This is a genomic window from Ralstonia sp. SA306, from assembly GCF_054792405.1.
On the sequence record NZ_CP096451.1, the window covers coordinates 1,188,124 to 1,211,121 of the forward strand.

Sequence of the window (22,998 nt, forward strand, 5' to 3'; positions counted from 1 at the left end):
GTCATGCATGTAGTTCGTGCATTCTGGTAGAGGCACTATGCGGATTCCAAATAGTATTTTCTTATGTACTCATGCGTTTTGCGCTGGCAACCGCTATTTCCTGCGGTGCAACGACTGCCGAGGCAGGCTGCGCCGCAGCGCGCCTCTATTTGACGAAGGTGCCGTTCGGCCCGATTACCGTCAGCTCGACATAATTCGATCCCTTGCGCAGGTTCGGCCCGTAGTGGACATCCAACCCGCCCAGGTCGATGGTGCCGGCCGATTCCAGCCCCGAGACAAAGCTGGCCCGCGTGGGCGACTTGCCCGCGCGCTTGAGCCCTTCGACCAGCACGCGCGCGGCTGCGTAGCCTTCCATCATGGCGTACGACGGCGCCACGCCGGCAGACTTCGCGCTGGACGCCAGCTCCCGGCCCAGCAACGCAGTTGAACGCACTGGCGACGGCATCACCTGCGAGACCACCACACCGCGCTCCAGCGCCCCGAGCGATTTCGCAAACGCCAGACCGGCGTTGTTGGACAGCGCTGCAATCTGCGTCACCGTGCCTTGCTTGTTGAGCGCCTCGATCATGGCGCGCGCCGTCGTGCCCGGGCAGGCCAGGATCACCGCTTGCGGCGCGAACTTGCCGACATCTGCCGTCGCCTTGGCGATGTCCGGTTTCAGGCGGTCGACGGTGAAGATGCTGTGCGCGTCGGCGGGCAGTTTTTTCGTGGCGTTGTTGAATCCGATTTCGGTGTCTTTGCCGAAGGTGTCGTTCACGTTGACGAGCGCCAGGCGGCGCAAGCCCAGCGTGTCGAAGTAATGCACCAGCTCGGCAATCTCCGCCTGGTATTTCGCGCGCACCACAAAAAGCAGCGGGTCAGGCTGATCGAAGAACGTTGAAGCGCCGGTTGAAGGCGCCACCACCGGCGCGCCCACCGGCCGGGCTTCAGTCATGATCGCCTCGGTATTCGGCGTGCCGCGCGGCAGGAACAGGGCAAAGACCTGTTTATCGACCAGCAGCGTGTGCGCGTGTTTCTTGGAGGCGGCGGCATCAAAGCCGTCGTCTTCCGAGATCAGCTCGATCTTGCGTCCATTGACACCGCCCGCACGGTTCACCGCATCGAGGTAAAGCTTGGCGCCCTGCGTCATCTCTTGGACTTGCTCGCCTGCGGGGCCTGTGAAGCCAGCAGTCTGGCCGATGACGATCTTGGTGTCGGTGATGCCCGGTTCGGCCATCGTCTGGCCAGACGCCAGCAACAACCAACACAGCCACGCGCATGCAATGGCGCTGCGCACGGCAGCGTTGCGACCTGTCATGTCTCCCCCTTTTCTTTCTGGGTGATTGTTTTGTCGTATGCCAATACGGCAGCATGCACCGCAACATCGGCCGGACGATGCTAGCCGAGAAGCCCCATCCCGCCCCCTCCGGATTTCCCTAGGGCTGCAACATTGCCGCAACGCTTCATGCGGGTTCCGTGCAAGAAAAAACCGCCGTACGAGACGGCGGTATGGCTGGAGAGCGAAGCGCTGATCAGTTGTTCTGCTTCGTGATCTTCGTACCTTCGATCGACGCGCCGGCCATCAGGCCCGCGTTGGTCAGGTTGAAGCCGATGATTGGTTGCTGTGCGGTGTTGGTATCGACCGCGCCGTTCGCGCCGATCTTTGCCAGTGCCACGGTGGCATCCACGCCGGCCGTCCAGCCTTGGCTAGCCTGGAATTTCTGCAGCGCCTCATCCGTCATGAACAGGATGATGAGCGCACGCGACTGCGCGCCAGCCTGGAAGCCGACGGACGCGGAGGCGATGTTGTAGTAGCCCAGCGGACGCCCGCCGCCGGTGCGCAGCACGCCTTCGCCGTATTGGCCGCCCACCACAAAGCCGGCGTTCAGCACCGACGGGAACACGAGCACGCCCTTGGCGCGTCCGACCAGCTCGCGCGAGCCGTTGGCCGTGGTGTACAGGCGCGAGAGCACTGAATCGGCCTGCGAGTTGGTGGTGGCGTGTTTGTTGGTGGACGACATCACGTCGGAGCCCTGGGCATTGGGGCTGGTGGTGGTACAGGCCGCGATCTGGGTACCGAGCAGTGCGACAGCAGCAAGCGCGGCGGCGCGGGTGACGATGGTCTGGCGGCTGATGAGGTTCTTTTTCATGGCGATTGATCTCACTGTCTTTGTTGTTGACGAGGGACACAGGCACACGCGCATCCCGGCTCTGACTCGGTCCCATGCGCTGAGCAAGGGTGTCGACCAAGGTGGAGCAAGCGGCGTGCCCGCCATATCGCATAAGCGCCGGAGCGCTCAATTCCTGACATTAGGCGAGATTTGTGCCCCATGTGGCGCTTTTGCTTCACTGCTTTGTAAAAACGCAAGCCGACCGCAATGCAGGTAGCTTTTTCACGCGCAACAAAAAACCGGCGCTTCAGGCCGGTTCTTTGTGCGATGCAGGAGGCGTGGAGGGTTGGCCGTCAGATCCAAATGATCAACGCTGCCACGCCAATGATCAGGCCGAACTTCACCACGTAGTAGACCTTGCGGTTCCATGCCTTGAAGCGGCGGCGGTACTGGCCCATCACCCACACGTAGCGGAACAGTTTGTTGATGCCGCCGGTCTGGTCGCCGTCATCGTTGGGCGAGCTGGCGGCGGTCATGACCTTGCGGCCCAGCCATTTGTTGATGCGCTGCGCCCAGCCGAATTTCATCGGGCGTTCGATATCGCAGAAAAGAATCAGACGATCCTTGTCGGAGGCGTTTTCGGCCCAGTGCAGATAGGTCTCGTCAAAGACGACGCCCTGGCCGTCGCGCCAGCTGTGGCGCTCGCCATCGACTTCGATGAAACAGCGGTCGTCGTTGGGCGTGGATAGGCCCAGGTGATAGCGCAGCGAGCCGGCAAACGGGTCACGGTGTGGATTCAGCTTGCCGCCGGGCGGCAGCTCGGCAAACATCGCCGCCTTCACGCTTGGCAGGTCTCGCAGCAGCGCGACGGTCTGCGGGCAGAGCTGTTCGGCAGAGGGGTGATGTGCCTCATACCACTTGAGGTAGAAGCGTTTCCAGCCATTCTTGAAGAACGAGTTGAAACCGGCGTCGTCATTCTTCTCGGCAGCCTTGATTTTGCGCAGGTTGACGAGCGCCAGACCTTCGTCGCGAATCTGCGGCCACGCGGCCTGCAGCTTTTCCAGATCCGGAAAACGCTCGACAGGCACATACGGCGTCTGCGGCACGCCCGAAAACGCGTACATGAAGCAGTTGACCGGCGCGACCACGGCCGAATGATCGAACATCTGGCGCCAGAATTTCAGGCGCACCTTGCCGCGAAAGTGCACGTACAGAATGGAGCCCAGATAGAGGGCCACGATAATCCACTTGATCAAGGCGATTTCCTTGCCGCACGGTGGCGGTCAGCAATTGAGTGCATGCGCTGGCAGCGCAATCCGGCATTTTACCCGTGGCGAGGCCGCGCCGCGTGGGTCGCCGCCAACAGTGCGCCGTGGTGTTGTGACGCCACGTTACCGTTTGCGCTGCCTTGGCAATAAGGAACATCTGCGTTATTTGTCGCGAAATGTGCGTCGCGTTCTACAATTCCGCTTCGCCCGCCAGGCACCATGGCCGAGGGCGATCACCGGAGGGAGCGATGGACGTCAAAAAACGCGACGAAGAATCCAGCGACATGCCGACCACCATTGGCATCGTCCCGGGCAGTGCGGAATCGCTGGAAGCGTCCATCCGCCGTGCCCAGGAAGCGCTGTCCGGGGTGTCTGCTCGACTGGCAAGCAGGCCTGTGCCGCCGCGCCCGGACCCGGCGACAGATCGCTTCGTTGAAATGGACGACGCCATGTCATCCGCAGAAGCGCGCGCCCTGGCCGAACGCTGCATCGCTGGTGAGGCAATGGAGCCTGCAAGCCTGGCGCGGGCGTTTTCCGTATTGCTTGGTCAGATCGATGGGTTGGAGGCCGACCATGCCGGCCGGCGCCGCGTGCTGCGGCAGTGGATGGTGAGCCAACTCACCTACAAGATGCTGTATCTGCACCACACCGGTCAGGATTCGACCGTGCCGCCGCGTGCGCTGCGCGCTCAGAAAGAGCGGGTGAAGGCGCAGGTTTCGGCCTTGCTCGATGCAGGGCGTTCCTACGCCGATGTGCGCCTGACCGACCTGCGTTTTGCCGAGGATGGCAGCGCCGGAGGTCAGGGCTAGGCGATCAAACGATCAATCCTCGTCGTCGTCCGGTTCGGAGTCGAGGAATTCGCGGCGGGTGAGCCAGTCGGCGATGGCTTGGTCGCAGGCGTCCTTCAGCTTGGACTTGTTATCCACCTTGTCGAACAGCGTGAAGTTCATCAACGCCAGGCCCAAGTCTGTGATGTAGAACATCCGCTTCGGGTTGTCGAAGTGGACGATGCGACCGTCGATGTCACCTTCGTCTTCCGGCTCGGCCGGTGCGTCTTCGAGTTCGACCACGCGGCAGGTGAAGCGCGGTGTGCGGGTGTGCGTCAGATATTCGAATTCATCGTGCGACACTTCGCCGGACGGTGTGACGGCAATGGCGAAGCCCCAGATAAAGCGCGGGGTCGGCAGATCCGACAGCTCGTCGATTTCATCCATCCTTGTTTCTCCAGTCTGATGACGGCTTGTATTAACGGCGCATTATCGCGCGACCCGTGCTGCACGGAAAGCACAATGCACGCCCGACATGATGGGGCGCAGAAATGACCGACCCGCGTATACAGCGCATACGAGACGGCCTGGCCGCCCGGCAGGCGTTCGACGCTGATGCGCTCGTTCCTTGGATTGTTGCCGGACAACGTGTCGGCTGGCTGAGCCGCGAGCGCGCTTCGCAGCTTGCGCGCTGGCCGCAGTGGTTCGATGTACTGGCGCAGCGGGTCGATTTGCGGGAGACGCTCGCTACCGAGGCCGACCGTACCGCGGCGCTGGCTGAAGTCATCATGCGCCTGGCAGAAGGCGGCCACGTGCGCGGCTGGCGCGACGAGCGTTTCGCCGTCAACATCGGTTGGGGCACGCCCACGCTGGCGCTGATCGAACGCGCCGCCGCACGCTTCTTCGGCATCCGAACCTACGCTGCGCACATGAACGGCCTGATCGACGGTGCTGATGGGGCCGGCGCGGCGCTCTGGCTGGCCCGCCGCGCCCAGACCAAGCCGATCGATCCCGGCATGTGGGACAACCTCGTCGCCGGCGGCATCGGCCACGGCTTCGATGCGCGCGGTGCGCTGGAAAAGGAATGCTGGGAAGAGGCGGGCATCGGCGCCGATCTGGCGGCTCGTCTGGTGCCGCGCGGCACACAGGATGTGCTGCGCGAAGTGCCCGAGGGTATCCAGTGCGAAACACTTTTTGCCTTCGACCTGACGCTGCCGGCCAGCTTCGTCCCCGCGAATCAGGACGGCGAGGTAGCCGGCCACCTGCGCGCCAGCCCCGACGCGGCGCTTGATATCATGGCGGACTTCGCGATGACGGTCGACGCCACGCTCGTTACCCTTGATGCCCTGGCGCGCCTGGGTTTGCCACATGCGCCGCAGCGGTTTGCGTCCGACAACAATACATAAAACGCTTCATGAGTCACTCCGGTTTCATTCTTACCCTGTCGTGCCCGGACCAGCCGGGCATCGTCCACGCCGTGTCGGGCCTGCTTTTCGAGCAGGGCTGCAACATTCTCGATTCGGACCAGTTTGGCGACGAATTCACGGGCCGTTTCTTCATGCGCGTGCATTTTGTTCCGCAGGGCCTGCCGCTGGACCTTGCCGTGCTGCGTGACTGCTTTGCACCCATCGGCGAACGTTTCTCCATGCAGTGGGGCATGTTCGACGCTGCAGTCAAGCCGCGGGTGATGATCCTGGTCTCGAAAATCGGCCACTGCCTGAACGACCTGCTGTTCCGTGCGCGCGCCGGCCAACTGCCGATCGAGATTGCGGCCATCGTCTCGAACCACCGCGATTTCTATCAACTGGCCGCGTCGTACGACGTGCCGTTCATGCACCTGCCGTTGCTGCAGGCGACGGACGCTCAGAAGGCGCAGCAGGAAGCCCGCATCTGGGAGATCGCGCAAGAGCAGCAGATCGACCTGGTCGTGCTCGCGCGCTATATGCAGATCCTTTCCGACGATCTGTGCCGCAAGCTGGAAGGACGCGCCATCAACATCCACCACTCGTTCCTGCCGAGCTTCAAGGGCGCCAAGCCGTATTACCAGGCGCATGAGCGCGGTGTGAAGCTGATCGGCGCAACGGCCCACTATGTGACTGCCGACCTGGATGAAGGCCCGATCATCGAACAGGAAATCGAGCGCGTGGACCACAGCATGGACCCTGAGCAACTCACCGCAGTCGGCCGCGACGTGGAATGCGTGGCGCTGGCCCGCGCCGTGAAGTGGCATGCCGAACACCGCATCCTGCTCAACGGCCACAAGACCGTCGTCTTCAAGTAATCCAGTCAAAGTAGGGGAGCGCGCGATGCGACAGATCATTCTCGATACCGAAACCACCGGCCTGAATGCCGCCACCGGCGACCGCGTGATCGAAATCGGCTGCGTGGAGATGGTCAACCGCCGCCTGACCGGCCGCAACCTGCATTTCTACATCAACCCCGAGCGTGAGATCGACGCGGGTGCGATGGCCGTGCACGGCATCACCAACGAGTTCGTGGCCGATAAGCCGAAGTTCGCCGAGATCGTCAACGAAATCCGCGACTACGTGCAGGGCGCCGAGGCGATCATTCACAACGCCGCGTTCGACTTGGGCTTCCTGGATATGGAATTCCAGCGCCTGGGTCTGCCGGCATTCCGTGAACACCTGTCGGGCCACATCGACACGCTGCGCGAGGCGCGCCAGATGTTCCCGGGCAAGCGCAACTCCCTGGATGCGCTGTGCGACCGTCTGGGCGTGAGCAACGCGCACCGTACGCTGCACGGCGCACTGCTGGATGCGGAACTGCTGGCCGAGGTCTACCTGGCCATGACGCGCGGCCAGAACACGCTGGTGATCGACATGCTGGAGTCGGGCGAAGGCGCATCGGCCGAAGCTGTCGCTGTGGACCTGAGTGCGCTGCAATTGCCGGTGCTGCTGGCGACCGAAGCCGAAGCCGAAGCGCATGCCGGCGTGCTCAAGGAGATCGACAAGGCCAGCGGCGGCAAGACTGTCTGGACGCGCGAAGCTGCGGAGCTTGCGCCGCCGGCTGCCTGATCAAAAAAATGTGCGGGCGGGGTATTTACACGGCCACGCGTTTTCGACATAATCTCGTTTTCACCGCATTCGGGTGGTTAGCTCAGCGGTAGAGCACTGCCTTCACACGGCAGGGGTCACAGGTTCAATCCCTGTACCACCCACCAAACTGGCGAGAAATCGCTTAAAAGGCCCTCAGGCAAACGCCGAGGGCCTTTTTCTTTGTCCGCGCTCTCCGTGCGGGCTTTTCAGGCCGCCTCTTCGTCGCGTCCGGCCAAGCTTCCATCTGGCGCAAAAAAGAGACACTTTCGGTCGATCCGTTTCAGTCGTTCCCCCTCGAGCTGCGAGTGCATGCCGGGCTATAAAACGTATTTCGCCCCATGCTTTGCACAATGCTTTGTTGCGTCCCAGGGAGAAAGGCTGCCGCTACAAGCGTCGCGTCGCTGGTGCGCGCTATGCGCGATACCACAGTTGGCGAGACAGGAAAACGCAGGGATATCCCCCTCCCGGATTCAGCGTGCGCGCGGGAACTCGCGCCGATCGGTTACGTACCAACCTGCGAGCGCGGGCAGGTGGCACGGGTACGCTTTCTGCTGTGCTCGGGATAGCTGATCGTTGTGGTGCACGTATGTTGGTGCATCGTGCAAGGTCCGTTTAGCACTTCATGCTGTCGAGCGCTAACGCAATTGCAACGGTTGTGCACCGTTCCAGGCTATCAACCGTTCTTGTGATCATCGGTGATTCGTCTACAGTGGAATCAGCAACGCACGCAAGAACTAGCCTGGCTCTCGCTTGTTGGTGTGGAGTAGGGAAGAAATCTACGGGGGAGATATGGATATTTTCCGCCACTACGCAACGCGTTTTGAAGCTCGCAAAGAGGACGAGTACAGCATCCAGGAGTATCTGGATATCTGCAAAAAAGACTCGACCGCCTATGCGACTGCCGCCGAGCGCATGCTCACCGCGATCGGTCAGCCGGAACTGGTGGACACTCACCACGATCCTCGGCTGTCACGATTGTTCTTCAACAAGGTCATCAAGATCTATCCGGCCTTCCGGGAGTTCTACGGCATGGAGGACACGATCGAGCAGATCGTCTCCTTCTTCAAACATGCCGCGCAAGGTCTTGAAGAGCGCAAACAGATCCTTTATCTGCTCGGGCCTCCGGGCGGCGGCAAATCCTCGCTTGCCGAGAAGTTGAAGGCGCTGATGGAGCAGATTCCCATCTACGCGCTCCAGGGCTCGCCCATTCACGAGTCCCCGCTCGGGCTGTTCTCGCCTGACGAAGACGGCAAGATTCTGGAGGAGGATTACGGCATCCCGAGGCGCTATCTGAACACGATTGCCTCGCCCTGGGCGGTCAAGCGGCTGCATGAGTTCAACGGTGACATCACGCGCTTCCGCGTGGTGAAGCTGCATCCGTCGGTGCTGTCGCAGATTGCGATTTCCAAGACGGAGCCGGGCGACGAGAACAATCAGGACATTTCGTCTCTGGTGGGCAAGGTCGATATCCGCAAGCTGGAGGACTATCCGCAAGACGATCCGGATGCGTATTCGTATTCGGGCGGGCTGTGCCTGGCCAATCGGGGTTTGCTTGAGTTCGTTGAGATGTTCAAGGCGCCGATCAAGGTGCTGCATCCGCTGCTGACGGCCACGCAGGAAGGCAACTACAAGGGCACGGAGGGCTTTGGCGCGATCCCGTTCGATGGCGTCATCCTGGCGCACTCGAACGAGGCGGAGTGGCAGAGCTTCAAGTCCGATCGCAACAACGAGGCGTTCCTTGATCGCATCTACATCGTGAAGGTGCCGTATTGCCTGCGCGTCTCGGACGAGGTGAAGATCTACGACAAGCTGCTGCGCAACAGCTCGCTGGCCGCAGCGCCGTGCGCGCCGAACACGTTGAAGATGATGGCCCAGTTCGCAGTGCTCACGCGCATCAAGGAGCCCGAGAATTCCAACATCTTCTCGAAGATGCGCGTGTATGACGGCGAGAGCCTGAAAGATGTCGACCCGAAAGCCAAGTCGTATCAGGAGTACCGCGACTTTGCCGGCATCGACGAGGGCATGACGGGGTTGTCGACGCGCTTTGCCTTCAAGGTGCTCTCGAAGGTGTTCAACTTCGATGGGACGGAGGTGGCGGCCAATCCGGTGCACTTGCTGTATGTGCTCGAACAGCAGATCGAGCGCGAGCAGTTCCCGCCGGAGACGGAATCCAAGCTGATGTCCTATATCAAGGAATACCTCACGTCGCCATACGTGGAGTTCATCGGCAAGGAGATTCAGACCTCGTATCTGGAGTCCTATTCGGAGTACGGGCAGAACATCTTCGACCGCTACGTGGTGTTTGCCGACCTGTGGATTCAGGATCAGGAATATCGCGACCCGAACACTGGCGAGATTCTCGATCGCAGCGCGTTGAATGATGAGCTGGAGAAGGTGGAAAAACCGGCGGGCATTTCCAACCCGAAGGATTTCCGCAATGAGATCGTCAATTTCGTGCTGCGGGCGCGGGCCAAGAATGGCGGAAAGAATCCCGTCTGGACCAGCTACGAGAAGCTGCGCGCGGTGATCGAGAAGCGGATGTTCTCGACCACGGAGGATCTGCTGCCCGTGATCTCGTTCAATGCCAAGTCGTCGCATGACGACAAGGAGAAGCACGAGAACTTCGTCAACCGCATGGTGGAGAAGGGCTATACCCAGAAGCAGGTGCGCTTGCTGGTGGAGTGGTATCTGCGCGTCAGGAAGTCATCTTAAGGAGATAAGGAGAGGGCAAGGACACCCAGCGAACTTCCAATCGAGGGCAGTCACATGGGCACGATCATTGATCGGCGGGAGAACGGTGGCGGCAAAAGCACCGTCAACAAGCAACGCTTCATCAAGCGTTACCGAGACCAGATCCGCCGTGCAGTGGCCAAGGCGGTGACGGGTCGCAAGATCATGGACATCGAGCAGAGCGGGCAGGTGTCCATTCCCGTCAAGGACATCTCCGAGCCCATGTTCCACCACGGCTCGGGCGGGCGCCGAGAAGGCGTTCACCCGGGCAACAAAGAGTTCATTCGCGGCGACAGCTTCGACCGCCCGCAGCAGGGCAGCGGCGGCTCCGGTTCGCAGGCCAGCGACTCGGGCGAGGGCGAAGACGATTTCATCTTCACGCTCTCGCGCGAGGACTTTCTCAACTTCTTTTTCGAAGACATGGCGTTGCCCGATCTTGCCAAGCGCAGCCTGGCCAAGATCGCGGAGGTGCGCAAGGTGCGTGCGGGTTTTTCGCTCGATGGCACGCCGTCCAACCTGTCGATTCTGCGGACGATGCGCAGCTCGCTCGGTCGCCGCATTGCATTGTCCAGCCCGTATCAGCGCCGTCTGCATGAGCTGGAAGGCGAGTACAACGAGGAGCTGGAAAACGACGGCCCTTACAGCGTGCGCGCGCAAGAGCTGATGAAGGAGATGCGACATCTGCGCTCGTGCCTGGATCGCGTGCCGTTCATTGAAAAGCTCGACCTGCGCTACAACAACCGCGTGCTGCGCAAGCGTCCGCAGGCGCAGGCGGTGATGTTCTGCGTGATGGACGTATCCGGCTCGATGGACGAATCGCGCAAGGACTTGGCCAAGCGTTTCTTCATGCTGCTTTATCTGTTCCTGAAGCGGAACTACGAACGCATCGACGTCGTCTTCATCCGCCACCACACCGTGGCTAAGGAGGTGGATGAGGAGGATTTTTTCCACTCACGCGAGTCGGGTGGCACTGTTGTGTCGAGTGCACTCAAACTGATGGCGGAAGTGATTCAGGAGCGTTATTCGCCAAGCCAATGGAACATCTACTGCGCGCAGGCTTCGGATGGCGACAACTGGGCAGGGGACTCAGAGCTGTGCGCCAAGATCCTGCGCGAGTCGATCCTGCCGCTGACGCAGTACTACGCCTATGTTGAGGTGGTCTCCACGGAGCCGCAGAACCTGTGGGAGGAGTATCTTACGTTGAAGGCTGGGCACGAGAACTTCGCGATGCAGCGCATTCTCAAGGCGGACGAGATCTATCCGGTGTTGCACGAGCTGTTTCAGAAGCGCGCCGCCTGATCGCTGATCGGGCTGCAGGAGTTGCCGCCAGCCGGGCACTGCCGCCGCGCAGTGGCAGCGTGTGCCATGGCGAGCACGCCACCTGTGACCCTGTGTGATGGACCAACGGGAACGAGCATGGCCTACCTATCTACGGGCTCGGAATGGACCTTCGAGCTGATCAGGCGTTACGACCAAAGCATCGCCCAGATTGCCGCAGATTTCGGCCTGGACACCTATCCGAACCAGATCGAGATCATCACCGCCGAGCAGATGCTCGATGCCTACGCGTCGTCCGGCCTGCCGCTGGGCTACAACCATTGGTCATACGGCAAGCACTTCCTTGCATCGGAGCGCGGCTACCAGCGCGGCCTCATGGGGTTGGCGTACGAGATCGTCATCAACTCGAACCCCTGCATCGCATATCTGATGGAGGAGAACACGATGCCGATGCAGGCGCTGACCATCGCGCATGCCTGCTACGGCCACAACTCCTTCTTCAAGGGCAATTACCTGTTCCGGACGTGGACGAACGCGGACGCCATCGTCGATTACTTGCTCTTCGCCAAGAACTACGTGGCTGAATGCGAACAGCGCTACGGCGAGCAGGAGGTGGAACTGCTGCTCGACTCCTGCCACGCGTTGCAGAACTACGGTGTCGATCGGTATCGACGGCCCAAGAAGCTGTCGATCAACGAAGAGCAAGCCCGCCAGGCGGAGCGCGAGAAATACCTTGAAGCACAGGTAAACGACCTGTGGCGTACGCTGCCCACGCACCGGGCACGCGCGCTGGCAACCGCTGACGACGTGCCGGAGCCTGATCCGCAGTTTCCGCCCGAGCCGGAAGAGAACCTGCTGTACTTCATCGAGAAGAACGCGCCCAAGTTGCAGCCGTGGCAACGAGAAATCGTGCGTATCGTGCGCAAGATTGCGCAGTACTTCTATCCGCAGCGGCAGACCAAGGTGATGAACGAAGGCTGGGCCACCTTCTGGCACTACACCATCCTGCACAAGCTGTACGACGAGAAGCTCGTCAACGATGCGTTCATGCTTGAGCTGCTGCAGGCGCATACCAACGTGATCTATCAGCCGCCGTTTAATAGCCCGTACTACAGCGGCTTGAACCCGTACACCCTGGGCTTTCTGATGTTCCAGGACATCCGGCGCATTTGCGAATCGCCGGAAGAAGAGGACTACCGCTGGGCGCCCGAGATTGCAGGCAGCGATTGGCAGAAGACACTCGACTTCGCCATGCGCAACTTCAAGGACGAGAGCTTCCTGCTGCAGTTCCTCTCGCCGCGTGTGATCCGCGAGTTGAAGCTGTTCTCCGTGCTCGATGACGATCGTGACGCCAAGCTGCGCGTCACCGCCATCCACGACGACGATGGCTATCGCAAGATCCGCGAGTTGTTGGCAGGGCAGTACGATCTCTCGAACATCGAGCCCAACATCCAAGTGACCAACGTTGACGTGGGCGGAGATCGCTCATTGACGCTGCGCCATTTACAGAGCAACCGCCGCCCGCTCGGGCCGAACTACGAAGAGATGCTGCGGCACGTCGTACGCCTATGGGGCTTTACGTGCCGGCTGGAGGTGGTCTACGAAGACGGGCGACGCGAGATGAAGCACGAGTGCAAACCTGAGTAGCTCACGAACGCTTGCACAAGGCCAGCTTTGCGCTGGCCTTCTTTTTGTTCGCCGCAGATGCGGATGTCGGTCATGCTGCTCACTGAGCGTCTACATGCCGAAGCGGAAATGGCCGCTACGGAGCACGATGTTGTGCGAGTCCGTCAGCTTGAACAGCGAGCGCGCCATGTCTTCAATGGTGCCGCGGTGGCTTTCCATGGCTTGCAGCAGATCTTCCTGCCGCCACGAGCGGGCGCCGAAATGTTCTTCGAGCGCTTCAGCCGTCACCGCATAGCAGGCCGGGATGCCGTCGACGCTTGCGGTGCAGGTGAGAGTGAGATCCGCGGCGCAATAGCGTGGCGGGCTGGTGTGGAACTCGATGATTTCCATGGGCGGCCTCCATGAAAAAACGGCGATGCACCGTGCGCCGCCTTCCAATCAGTGTATGGCGTGGTCGCGTGAATGCAATGTGGTCAGTCAGGTTAGTGTTTTCGCCCAGCGGTGAACCTCAGGGCCCGTGACGTCCGAAAAGGCAGCGGAGGCCACGGGCAGGTGCGCGTCGCGGCGCTACATCGCACACATCTGCAGGCGGACGAGGCTCGCCTTGCAGCGCGAGAGCCAGAGCGCGGCCTCGGTCCGATTGTTGACGCCAATCTGCCGGAACAGCGCGTACAGATGGTTCTTGATGGTGCCTTCAGCCACGTTGAGCACGCGACAGATCTGCTTGTTGGACTTGCCCTCTGCAAGCAGTTGCAGCACCTCATGCTGCCGCGGCGTGAGCCGGCGCCAGAGTTCAGCCGGACTTTCTCCCGGGCTTTGGCGCGGGTCGTCGGGTGAGAGATTGCTGATGGGCGGCAAGTAGACTGCGCCCGAGGTAATGCGTTGCAGGGCTTCGAGCAGAACGTCGGCCGTGGCTTGCCGGTCGACCACGCCGGCCGCGCCGAAGCGCAGCGCGTCGCCCACCACGTGCCGGCCGACAGCTTGCACCGTCAGTAGCACAGGCACTTCCGGCAGCACCGCTTTCAACTCCGACAGGCGTTGCCGTGCGTCGTCGTCCTGTGCGCTCCATTCCATCACGACGGCTCTGGGTTCGGCTTGCCGGCAAGCCGGCCCGATTTGCACGGCGTAGTGTGTATCGATAAACACACCCTGCGCGTCGAGTGCATTCAATACATTGGACACACCTGCCGCAAAAAGCGGCAAGCTATCGATTACCAGAATATTCATCGACCCCTCGTACTTCAGTTAATTATTTTCAGAGAAACCGATTATTTTGTAGGGCGGGATCGATCCGGATGCATTGAAACAGAAGTTCAGTGCCGAAAGTCACGGGCGGCCTGTCGATACGTACTGGGCCGCTGTTCCGTGGCCTTGGCTGGCACTTTCGCGGCATCGAACCCCGCAGGAAAAACTCTTACTTTGGATTCGGGCGCACAAACCTGTGTGTCCAAATAATTCAATGTGAGGAGTTTTAAATGGACAACGGACTTATCGGGTCGGTTATCAATGCGCTGCCGATCGACAAGATGATCTCTGCGCCGCTGCAGGCGATGATCGCGGCGCAAACCTCAGCGGCAAAATCCTATGCGGATTTTCTGCTGCAGGTGTGTATTCAGAACGGCAAAGCCGTTGCGGTGCAATTTGACTACGACGAAACCATCGTCGACGAGAAGGGGGTGTCGCAGGGCACGATCCAGAAGACGATGCGCATTCCGTTGCTGTGTGCGGTCGTGCATCCGGTGATCGCCATCGAGGAAGGCACGATCGATTTCGAGCTGGAGATTTCACAGTCGGAGAAATCCTCGTCCAGCACCGAGGCGGAAGGGTCGTTCCAGGCCAAACTCGGCTGGGGCCCGTTCAGCGTTTCGGTCTCGGGCCGCGCCTCGCACAAGTCGGAGCAGACCCGTAGCACCGACACGCGCGCCAAGTACTCCTTCCACACCCAGGTCAAGCGTCAGAACCCGCCGGAAGCGCTGATGCGCGTGATGGAGTTTTTGACTGACGCGGCAACCAAGCCGGTCGTGGTCAAGGGCAAGGAGAACGACGTCAAGCCGCTGCCCGCCACGCCGACCGACGGCACGATGATTGGCGAAAAGGTGCCCGCTGGCGGCAACGCGCCGGCACCGGCACCGGCAAATCCGTAAGCCGCCACGGCGATGGACGCCGGCCGGCCTCCCCACGGCCGGTGTCCTGATCGGTGCGCGCCTGTCGCGCGCCGCCTATTGATCTGATCGATCCGACCGACCCGACACCATGTTCAATCTCTTCAGCCGCCGCGGGCGTGATGATGACCGTGCGTCGTCAGCGCCCGCAACACCACCAGCGCCGTCCGCCAGCGCGCCATCAGCGCCACCTGTGGCAGCGCAACCTGCTGGGCCTTCCGATGCCACGCCGTTTCCCGAGACTGGGTCCGATGCGCCTCCGCCGTCGCCACCAGGTTCGTCGCCGCCGGGCGGCGGCACCGGTGGTGGCAGCAACAGCCACGGTCATCCGGGCTTGAATGGCCTGACGCTCGACGACATCACGCGCGGCATGCAGCACGCCGCCGCGTGTGCCAACCAGATGCTTGCGCAGCAATACACCGCGCTGCTCGACCAGTTTTTTGATGCCGACGAGAGCGGCACGCTGGTCGCCCGCGAGGTGGAGCTTGCGCTCGACAGTCAGCACCGGCTTGCGCTGCCGCTGGTCTCGCTGGCGATGCCGCGCGGCATCGCGCTCGATGAGATGACGGTGAACATGACCGTGCGCAGCGACATCGCCGAGGCCCTGCCTTTACACGGTGCAGCCGCGGGCGGCGTTGGCCGGTTCTACGTCTCGCTTGCACCGCATTCCAAACGGGATACGGGCCGCGACAGCGAGCACATCGACATCGAGATGAAATTCACGGCGCTGCAGCCGCCAGAAGCCGTGATGCGGCTGATCGACGAATACACGAATCGGCTGGTGCCAAGGCCCGTGCAGCCGAATGCCGGCGGTTCCGATGGCCCCGACACCCCCACCACGCCCCAGGAGAAGAGCGATGAGCACTGAGCACAACCCGCGCACCACCGGCGAGCGAGGCCTCGCGCTGATCAAGGAATCGGAAGGGCTGCGTCTGTCGACGTATCTGGATGCGGTCGGCAAGCCGACCATCGGTTACGGCCACCTGATTCGCCCCGGCGAGACCTTCAACGGTCCGATCTCGCAGCAGCAAGCGGAAGCGCTGCTGCGCAAAGACCTTGCCGACACCGAACAAGGCATTGCCAAAGCCGTGCGCGTGTCGATCACGCAGGGTCAGTTCGACGCGCTGGCGTCCTTCGTCTTCAACCTGGGAGCAGGGCGGCTGCGCTCGTCAACGCTGCTGCGCAAGCTCAACGCCGGCGACTACGCCGGCGCGGCCAACCAATTCCTGCTGTGGGACAAGGCAGGCGGCAAGCCGCTCAAGGGGCTGACGAAGCGTCGTCAGGCCGAACGCAAGTTGTTCCTGTCCTGATTCACAACCACGTTATTTCACCGGAGAAGCTCGCATGCATACCGAACCGATGTCCGTGATTCCGACCACCCGTCCGCGCCGCCTGTATCGCGTGCTGACCTGGCTTGCCGCCGCAGCCGTTGCAATCGGCGTGTCCTACGCCCGAGCGGCCGACAATGTCGCGCCAAGCTGCGCGGCGGAGGCGCAGCGTATCCGCAGCGAACTCGGAAACCAGGATCTGCCGATTTTCAATGAGCAAGCTGGGCGTTACCTCGCCGACGCGTTGAATCAGCTCTACGCCTACGGCACGCTGCCCAACCGCTACGTGCCCGAGCGCCAGGCCAACTGGGAGCCGGGCACAAACCGCCCCGTCATGATGCAGAAGCGCAGCATCGGTGGTGACTTATGGGCGCAGACCGGCCTGTTGCAGGCCGATATCGACGATGGTCTTTCCAAGCGCGGCCCGTTGCGATTGATCTATGCGCAGGATGGCAAGCCGCAGTACATCACGACCACCGCTGCGAATGCGCCGCAGATCCCGACGCAGCGCTGCGCGGGCAAGTGAGCGAGCGTTCGGCCGCGTCAGGCGCTTGCCTGGCGCGCCATCTCGACGCCCTTGTTGGCCAGCGCATCGGCGCGCTCGTTGCCGGGGTGGCCGGCATGGCCCTTGACCCAATGCCAGCTCACGTCATGTCCGACGACGAGTTCGTCGAGCGTGCGCCAGAGGTCGTCGTTCTTGACCGGCTTCTTGTCAGCCGTCTTCCAGCCGCGCGCCTTCCAGCCGGCCAACCATTCGCTGATGCCTTTCTGCACGTACTGCGAATCGGTGTACACCTGCACCCGGCATGGCCGCTTGAGCGCGCGGAACGCCTCGATCACTGCCATCAGCTCCATACGGTTGTTGGTGGTCAGCGCTTCGCCGCCGAAGAGTTCTTTTTCATGGCTGCCCGAGACGAGCACGGTGCCCCAGCCGCCAAGGCCGGGGTTGCCCTTGCATGCGCCATCGGAATAGACGGTGACTTCCTGCATTGAGAAAACGATGGGTGATCAGTGAGTGGAACGGGCGCGATCAGGCGCCCGATTTGCCGTCACGCGCGGTGGCCGACGGCGCCTTGGTCGAATGCGAGCCCGAAGGCGTCGCGACCGGCGTACCGGCCGGCACCAGTGACGGCGACTTACGCGTCTTCCATGCCGGACCGACCAGACGCATGGTGCGCACGCGCTTGACAGCTTGCAGCATGTAAACCGCGCCGAAGATCGGCCACCAGCGGTCGCCGGCCTTCTCCATGAAGGCGGTGCGCTGCAGCCATTTGTCCGAGCGATTGGGCGGACAGTAGCAGCCGAAACGGCCGCGCACGATATCAAATCCGAGCAGCTTGAGCCAGTCTTTCAGGCGCGTGAACGCAATCATCTGGCTTTGCGCGGGCAGGAACGATTCCGTGCCCAGGCGGCGCATGCCTTGGCGCATGCCCCACAGGCTCAGTGGGTTGAAGCCGGTGATGACCAGACGCCCCTCGGGCATCAGCACGCGCGCCACTTCGCGCAGCACTTCATGCGGGTCATCCGTGAACTCCAGCACGTGGGGCAGCGCGACGAGGTCGATGCTCTGCGAAGCGAAGGGCAGTTCGTCATAGCGGCAGATCACGCGGGGTGTGGCCTGGCGCTGTGGTGTGCTGGTGTCGGGCTCCCCGTCGGCCGCATCGGCGGATTCGGCGGGGTCGCCGTCCATCGGGTCGAGCGTTTCAGTGGGGGCCGTCGGGTCGATGTCGTCCACCACACGCGCGATCAGCGGGATGCGGTTTTCGCGCAGCGCCCCAAAACCAGGGTGGCCGAGCTGCAGCGCGTGATAGCCGAACATGTCGGCCACCGTGCGATCGAACTGGGCCTGTTCCCAGCGCAGGACGTATTGCCCGGGCGGTGAAGCGAGCCAGTGGTGCCAATCTATAATGCGACGATCGTTAGAGGAGTCGGACATGGTCCAGGGTGGTGTGCCGCGTGGTGTAGCGCTTGAGGTGGAGGCGATCGCTGCGTTTACCGACAATTATATTTGGGCACTACACGATGGCCGTGTGGCTGCTGTCGTCGACCCGGGCGACGCGCAACCGGTGCTGCGCTTCCTGAAGGAGCGCGGGCTTACGCTCGGTGCCATTGTAATCACACATCATCATGGCGATCACGTCGGCGGGGTGCGCGAACTGCTCGCGGCGTATCCGGAGAATCCCGAGGGTGTGCCGCTGCCGGTCATCGGCCCAGCGGGTGAATCGATCCCGGGACGCACGCAGGCCGTGCGTGAAGGCGATGTCGTTACGCTCACGCAGCCGGCCGCAACATTCCGGGTGATCGATGTGCCGGGTCATACCAGCGGTCACGTCGCCTATGTGGGGCACCTTCAGGGTAATGCCGCATCGGCGAGCCTGTTTTGTGGCGATACACTCTTCGCCACCGGTTGCGGCCGGCTTTTTGAGGGTACGCCTGCGCAGATGCGCGCGTCGCTGGCCAAGCTGGCGGCGCTGGCGCCCGATACGCGTGTCTACTGCGCGCATGAATACACTGCATCGAATGTGCGCTTTGCGCGTGCAGTCGAACCTGGCAACGCCGACTTGGCGGCCTGGGAGGATGAGGTAACGGCGTTGCGGGCCGAGGGCCGCTCGACTGTACCCACTACCATTGGCCACGAGCGGGCGACCAATCCCTTCATGCGATCGGATGACGGCAATGTGACGCATGCCGTGGCACGCCATGCCGGAATCGACGCCGACGATCCGGTTGCTGTATTCGCCGCGTTGCGCCAGTGGAAGAACGATTTCCGTTGAGAATGCTCGGCGCGCGGCGATGACGCGGCCAGATGTGATGTATCCAGCAGGCACCCCGCCGGGTGAACGCGGGTTGACGCGGTCGGATGCGTTTCTTACTATCTGGGGCAATTTTTAGCCCTAACCTCATAGAACTTGATGCGATCCGTGCGACTTCTTGCGGCAACTGTGCTCAGTCTGCTCCTTGCGGCCTGTGCAACGGCCCCCGGGCCGAGCGCCGACACAGCCAGCACCAGCGCCTCCACCGGCACCGGCCAAGCCGCTGCGCCGGTCGTCAATGTCGATCAGCAGCCCGTGGGGGCCCTGAAAGGGCCGGCCAAGGATCTCTGGGCGCGCATTCGCCAGGGTTTCTCCATGCCCGACCTGCAAAGCTCGGCAGTGGACGATCGTACCGACTGGTATGCGCAGCGCCCCGATGCCTTCCGCCGTATGGTGGATCGCTCCAACCGCTACCTGTATCACATCGTCGAAGAGCTGGAGCGGCGCAACATGCCCACCGAGCTCGCCCTGCTGCCCTTCGTGGAAAGTGCGTTCAACCCGCAGGCTGTATCGAGCGCCAAGGCCGCTGGAATGTGGCAGTTCATCCCGAGCACCGGCAGGACCTACAACCTTAAGCAGAACGTCTTCCAGGACGAGCGCCGCGATGTGCTTGCCTCGACCGATGCTGCGCTTGACTATCTTTCCAAGCTGCACGACCAGTTTGGCGACTGGCAACTCGCGCTGGCTGCCTACAACTGGGGCGAAGGTGCCGTTGCGCGGGCGATTGCGCGCAACCAGGCAGCCGGCCTGTCGACCGATTACGTCAACCTGAACATGCCCGCCGAGACGCGCATGTACGTGCCCAAACTCCAGGCGGTGAAGAACATCATCGCCAACCCGGAGCGCTACGGCGTCACGCTGCCTGAGATTCCCAACCATCCATACTTCGTCACCGTCACAACGTCACGCGATATTGATGTGACGCTGGCCGCCAAGCTGGCCAACCTGCCGATGGATGAGTTCAAGGCGCTCAACCCATCGTTCAACCGGCCGGTGATCCTTGGCGCGTCCAACCCCCAGATCCTGCTGCCGTACGACAACGCCGAAACGTTCCAGTACAACCTGAACACGTATCGCGGTGGCCTTTCCAGCTGGACGGCCGTGACGGTCGGCAACCGTGAGCGCGTGGAAGCGTTGGCGGCGCGGCTGAAGGTTGATCCCGACACCATTCGCGAGATCAACCGCATTCCGAAGGGCATGCGCTTGAAGGCCGGCTCCACCGTGGTCGTACCGCGTGCCGACGGCGCCCAGGAAAACGCACCCGACATCAGCCCCGAATTGGCTGAGAACGCCACCATGGCGGTCGAACCCGACATGCCGGATCTCAGAAAGGTGGTGGTGCGCGCGGGCAAGCGCGACACGGTTGCGGGTCTGTCGCGGCGCTACGGCGTGTCTGTTGCCCAGATTCGTGCGTGGAACCAGTTGCCTGGCGACGCCATCCCCAAGGGTCACAGCGTCGTGCTGATGCTGCCGCAAGCGCGCGGTGGCAGTCGCGGCGGCCACGTGCGCGTGATGCGCGTCTCGGCTACGACATCGCGCGCCACGGCGGCAACCACGCGCGTGCCGACTGCGAAGGTGGCCGGCAAGCCGGTGGTCAAGGCTAAACCGGTGGCAAGCTCATCGAGTTCGGCCAAGCGCAAGAAGCGCTGAGTCTGGCGAGAGAAACGGCGTCCTGCGGGGCGCCGTTTTGTTTTGGGGCGGCGGTAAGACCTGCGTAAGTTGGCGACCGCAAAGTAGGTGCATCCGAGCACAATCAAGATTGAGCCATCGCACACGATGGCCAGGAGACAACGTCATGCCCATGTCCGCCGCGTATCGCGCGCTGTATCAGCGCTCCATTGACGACCCCGCTGGCTTTTGGGGCGAGCAGGCGCAGCGCATCGAGTGGCAAACGCCGTATTCGGCAGTCCTCGACGATTCGCGCATGCCGTTCGCCAAGTGGTTCGTGGGCGGACGCACCAACCTCTGCCACAACGCCGTCGACCGGCATCTCGCCACGCGTGGCGAGCAAGCGGCGCTGGTGTATGTCTCCACCGAAACCGGCCTGGAGACTACGTACACGTATCGCCAGCTCCATCGGGAGGTCAACCGCATGGCGGCGAGCCTGCAGGCGCTGGGGGTCAAACGTGGCGATCGCGTGCTGATTTACCTGCCGATGATTCCCGAAGCCGCGTTTGCCATGCTGGCCTGTGCGCGCATCGGCGCGATCCATTCGGTGGTGTTCGGTGGCTTCGCATCCAACAGTCTCGCCACGCGCATCGACGACGCCACGCCGCGCGTGATCGTCAGTGCGGATGCGGGCTCGCGAGCGGGCAAGGTGGTCGAATACAAACCGTTGCTTGACGCGGCGATTGACTTGGCCGCGCACAAGCCTGAGCGCGTGTTGCTCGTCGATCGCAAACTCGCGCCCATGCGGCACAACCCGCGCGATGCTGATTACGCAACGCTCGCGGCAGAGCATGCGAATGCCGATGTGCCGTGCGAATGGATGGAGTCGAGCGAGCCCTCGTACATCCTCTACACCTCGGGTACGACTGGCAAGCCGAAAGGCGTCCAGCGCGACACCGGCGGCTATGCGGTGGCGCTGGCGGCGTCGATGCCGCTCATTTTTGGTACGCAGCCCGGCGACACGATGTTTACAGCATCGGATGTCGGCTGGGTGGTGGGGCACAGCTACATCGTTTATGCGCCGCTGCTCGCGGGCCTGACGACGGTCATGTACGAAGGCACGCCAATCCGCCCCGACGGCGCGGTCTGGTGGCGCATCGTCGAGCAATACCGCGTGAATGTGATGTTCACCGCGCCCACTGCCATTCGCGTGCTCAAGAAGCAGGATCCGGCGCTACTGCAGCGACATGATCTGTCGAGTCTGCGGCGCCTGTTCCTTGCTGGCGAGCCGCTGGACGAGCCCACCGCCAGCTGGATCGGCGAGGCGTTGCACAAGCCCATCGTCGACAACTACTGGCAGACCGAGACCGGCTGGCCGATGTTGGCCATTCCGCAAGGGGTCGAGCCTTCCGAGCAAAAGCTCGGCTCGCCGGGCTTCCCGGTCTACGGCTACAAGCTCGACATCTTGGATGAGGCGACCGGAGAGCCATGCGCACCGGGCGAGAAAGGGCTTCTCGCCGTCGCCGCGCCGCTGCCGCCGGGCTGCATGACCACCGTCTGGGGCGACGATGCCCGTTTCCTGCAGACCTACTGGTCCGCCTTTCCTGGGCGGCACATCTATTCGAGCTTCGACTGGGGCGTGCGTGACGAGGAGGGCTACGTGACCATCCTGGGCCGCACCGACGATGTCATCAACGTGGCGGGCCACCGCCTTGGCACACGCGAGATCGAAGAGAGCCTCTCGTCGCATCCCGCTATCGCCGAAGTGGCGGTGGTGGGCGTGGCCGATCAACTCAAAGGGCAGGTGGCGATGGGGTTTGCCATCGTGCGCGATGCTTCGCGCATTGCCGAGCCGGCAGGGCGCTTGGCTCTGGAGGGCGAGTTGATGCGTACGGTCGAGGTGCAACTCGGTGCGGTGGCACGGCCCTCGCGCGTGTTCTTTGTCGGGGCGCTGCCGAAAACGCGCTCCGGAAAACTGCTGCGCCGCGCGATGCAGGCCGTAGCGGAAGGGCGGGACCCCGGCGATCTGACCACCATCGAAGACCCCACGGCACTGGCTCAGGTGCAGGCTGCCATGCGAGGTGAGTAGGGCACTCCGAACGTGACGTTCTCGCCAGTGTGGAGCTGGGTGTAAGGGCATGGCGGGAGGTCACAATTCGGGCGGCACTCGACGTTAAGTCCTTCCTTTCATTGAGTTTTTTGCGGCGCCCGGGTATACTTGTTGGGTTTGAGTTCAGAAACCCATCACCCTAGCGCCAACCGCTTCCTACCT

22 protein-coding genes and 1 tRNA gene are annotated in these 22,998 nt (G+C 62.3%); 15 read left to right on the forward strand and 8 right to left on the reverse strand.

What is annotated here, in order from left to right; genetic code table 11:
- Nucleotides 1–145: 145 nt before the first annotated feature.
- From M1D44_RS05755 to lpxO, 3 genes are all read right to left on the reverse strand, one after another.
- Nucleotides 146–1,297: an ABC transporter substrate-binding protein gene (locus M1D44_RS05755; RefSeq protein ID WP_316853824.1), complete on the reverse strand. Its 1,152-nt coding sequence runs from the start codon at nt 1,295–1,297 to the stop codon at nt 146–148.
- A 214-nt stretch (nt 1,298–1,511) separates the two neighbouring features.
- Complete coding sequence (locus M1D44_RS05760; protein ID WP_024975409.1) at nt 1,512–2,129, reverse strand: BPSL1445 family SYLF domain-containing lipoprotein; 618 nt, start codon at nt 2,127–2,129, stop codon at nt 1,512–1,514.
- Between the two features lie 314 nt (nt 2,130–2,443).
- Entirely contained in the window at nt 2,444–3,346 is a 903-nt protein-coding gene (lpxO, locus tag M1D44_RS05765) for a lipid A hydroxylase LpxO (protein WP_316853825.1), read from the reverse strand.
- A gap of 260 nt (nt 3,347–3,606) precedes the next feature.
- Here lpxO and M1D44_RS05770 point away from each other — a divergent pair, with 260 nt between their 5' ends.
- Nucleotides 3,607–4,167, forward strand: coding sequence for a hypothetical protein (locus tag M1D44_RS05770; protein WP_112184460.1), 561 nt, complete (start codon nt 3,607–3,609; stop codon nt 4,165–4,167).
- A 12-nt stretch (nt 4,168–4,179) separates the two neighbouring features.
- On the opposite strand, the gene M1D44_RS05775 is transcribed toward M1D44_RS05770, so the two are convergent.
- The gene (locus tag M1D44_RS05775; protein ID WP_024975412.1) at nt 4,180–4,572 is read right to left on the reverse strand and encodes a hypothetical protein; all 393 of its coding nucleotides are present in this window, start codon (nt 4,570–4,572) and stop codon (nt 4,180–4,182) included.
- 104 nt (nt 4,573–4,676) lie between these two features.
- On the opposite strand from M1D44_RS05775, the gene M1D44_RS05780 reads away from it, so the two are divergent.
- From M1D44_RS05780 to M1D44_RS05810, 7 genes are all read left to right on the forward strand, one after another.
- On the forward strand, nt 4,677–5,531 hold the full coding sequence (locus tag M1D44_RS05780) for an NUDIX hydrolase (protein ID WP_316853826.1): 855 nt from the start codon (nt 4,677–4,679) through the stop codon (nt 5,529–5,531).
- An 8-nt stretch (nt 5,532–5,539) separates the two neighbouring features.
- Nucleotides 5,540–6,406, forward strand: coding sequence for a formyltetrahydrofolate deformylase (purU, locus tag M1D44_RS05785; protein WP_316683704.1), 867 nt, complete (start codon nt 5,540–5,542; stop codon nt 6,404–6,406).
- A gap of 25 nt (nt 6,407–6,431) precedes the next feature.
- Nucleotides 6,432–7,160 (forward strand): DNA polymerase III subunit epsilon, encoded by a 729-nt coding sequence (gene dnaQ / locus M1D44_RS05790; RefSeq protein WP_316853827.1) that lies wholly within the window; start codon nt 6,432–6,434, stop codon nt 7,158–7,160.
- 71 nt (nt 7,161–7,231) lie between these two features.
- A tRNA-Val gene (locus tag M1D44_RS05795) sits at nt 7,232–7,306 on the forward strand.
- 664 nt (nt 7,307–7,970) lie between these two features.
- Nucleotides 7,971–9,893, forward strand: coding sequence for a PrkA family serine protein kinase (locus M1D44_RS05800; protein ID WP_024975416.1), 1,923 nt, complete (start codon nt 7,971–7,973; stop codon nt 9,891–9,893).
- A 54-nt stretch (nt 9,894–9,947) separates the two neighbouring features.
- Nucleotides 9,948–11,210: a YeaH/YhbH family protein gene (locus M1D44_RS05805; RefSeq protein WP_024975417.1), complete on the forward strand. Its 1,263-nt coding sequence runs from the start codon at nt 9,948–9,950 to the stop codon at nt 11,208–11,210.
- 117 nt (nt 11,211–11,327) lie between these two features.
- A complete protein-coding gene (locus M1D44_RS05810) occupies nt 11,328–12,836 on the forward strand; it encodes a SpoVR family protein (protein ID WP_024975418.1) in 1,509 nt (502 codons plus the stop codon).
- A gap of 90 nt (nt 12,837–12,926) precedes the next feature.
- On the opposite strand, the gene M1D44_RS05815 is transcribed toward M1D44_RS05810, so the two are convergent.
- Both M1D44_RS05815 and M1D44_RS05820 read right to left on the reverse strand, forming a co-directional pair.
- Nucleotides 12,927–13,205: a DUF1488 family protein gene (locus M1D44_RS05815; protein WP_024975419.1), complete on the reverse strand. Its 279-nt coding sequence runs from the start codon at nt 13,203–13,205 to the stop codon at nt 12,927–12,929.
- A 177-nt stretch (nt 13,206–13,382) separates the two neighbouring features.
- Nucleotides 13,383–14,042: a response regulator transcription factor gene (locus tag M1D44_RS05820; protein WP_024975420.1), complete on the reverse strand. Its 660-nt coding sequence runs from the start codon at nt 14,040–14,042 to the stop codon at nt 13,383–13,385.
- A gap of 248 nt (nt 14,043–14,290) precedes the next feature.
- On the opposite strand from M1D44_RS05820, the gene M1D44_RS05825 reads away from it, so the two are divergent.
- From M1D44_RS05825 to M1D44_RS05840, 4 genes are all read left to right on the forward strand, one after another.
- Nucleotides 14,291–14,959 (forward strand): DUF2589 domain-containing protein, encoded by a 669-nt coding sequence (locus tag M1D44_RS05825; RefSeq protein ID WP_232040347.1) that lies wholly within the window; start codon nt 14,291–14,293, stop codon nt 14,957–14,959.
- A 109-nt stretch (nt 14,960–15,068) separates the two neighbouring features.
- Nucleotides 15,069–15,845, forward strand: coding sequence for a DUF2589 domain-containing protein (locus M1D44_RS05830; protein WP_439004566.1), 777 nt, complete (start codon nt 15,069–15,071; stop codon nt 15,843–15,845).
- The gene (locus tag M1D44_RS05835) at nt 15,835–16,287 is read left to right on the forward strand and encodes a lysozyme (protein WP_012762196.1); all 453 of its coding nucleotides are present in this window, start codon (nt 15,835–15,837) and stop codon (nt 16,285–16,287) included. The genes M1D44_RS05830 and M1D44_RS05835 overlap by 11 nt, the downstream gene beginning before the upstream one ends.
- Nucleotides 16,288–16,321: 34 nt before the next feature.
- A complete protein-coding gene (locus M1D44_RS05840; RefSeq protein WP_316853829.1) occupies nt 16,322–16,831 on the forward strand; it encodes a hypothetical protein in 510 nt (169 codons plus the stop codon).
- A gap of 17 nt (nt 16,832–16,848) precedes the next feature.
- On the opposite strand, the gene rnhA is transcribed toward M1D44_RS05840, so the two are convergent.
- Both rnhA and M1D44_RS05850 read right to left on the reverse strand, forming a co-directional pair.
- A complete protein-coding gene (gene rnhA, locus M1D44_RS05845) occupies nt 16,849–17,295 on the reverse strand; it encodes a ribonuclease HI (RefSeq protein WP_024975424.1) in 447 nt (148 codons plus the stop codon).
- Between the two features lie 40 nt (nt 17,296–17,335).
- A complete protein-coding gene (locus M1D44_RS05850) occupies nt 17,336–18,241 on the reverse strand; it encodes a class I SAM-dependent methyltransferase (protein ID WP_200869022.1) in 906 nt (301 codons plus the stop codon).
- Here M1D44_RS05850 and gloB point away from each other — a divergent pair.
- From gloB to prpE, 3 genes are all read left to right on the forward strand, one after another.
- Entirely contained in the window at nt 18,240–19,079 is an 840-nt protein-coding gene (gene gloB, locus M1D44_RS05855) for a hydroxyacylglutathione hydrolase (protein WP_024975426.1), read from the forward strand. The genes M1D44_RS05850 and gloB overlap by 2 nt on opposite strands.
- A gap of 138 nt (nt 19,080–19,217) precedes the next feature.
- Nucleotides 19,218–20,768, forward strand: a complete 1,551-nt coding sequence (locus M1D44_RS05860) for a transglycosylase SLT domain-containing protein (protein WP_024975427.1) — start codon at nt 19,218–19,220, stop codon at nt 20,766–20,768.
- 145 nt (nt 20,769–20,913) lie between these two features.
- Nucleotides 20,914–22,815: a propionate--CoA ligase gene (gene prpE, locus M1D44_RS05865; protein WP_316853830.1), complete on the forward strand. Its 1,902-nt coding sequence runs from the start codon at nt 20,914–20,916 to the stop codon at nt 22,813–22,815.
- The last annotated feature ends 183 nt before the right edge of the window (nt 22,816–22,998 follow it).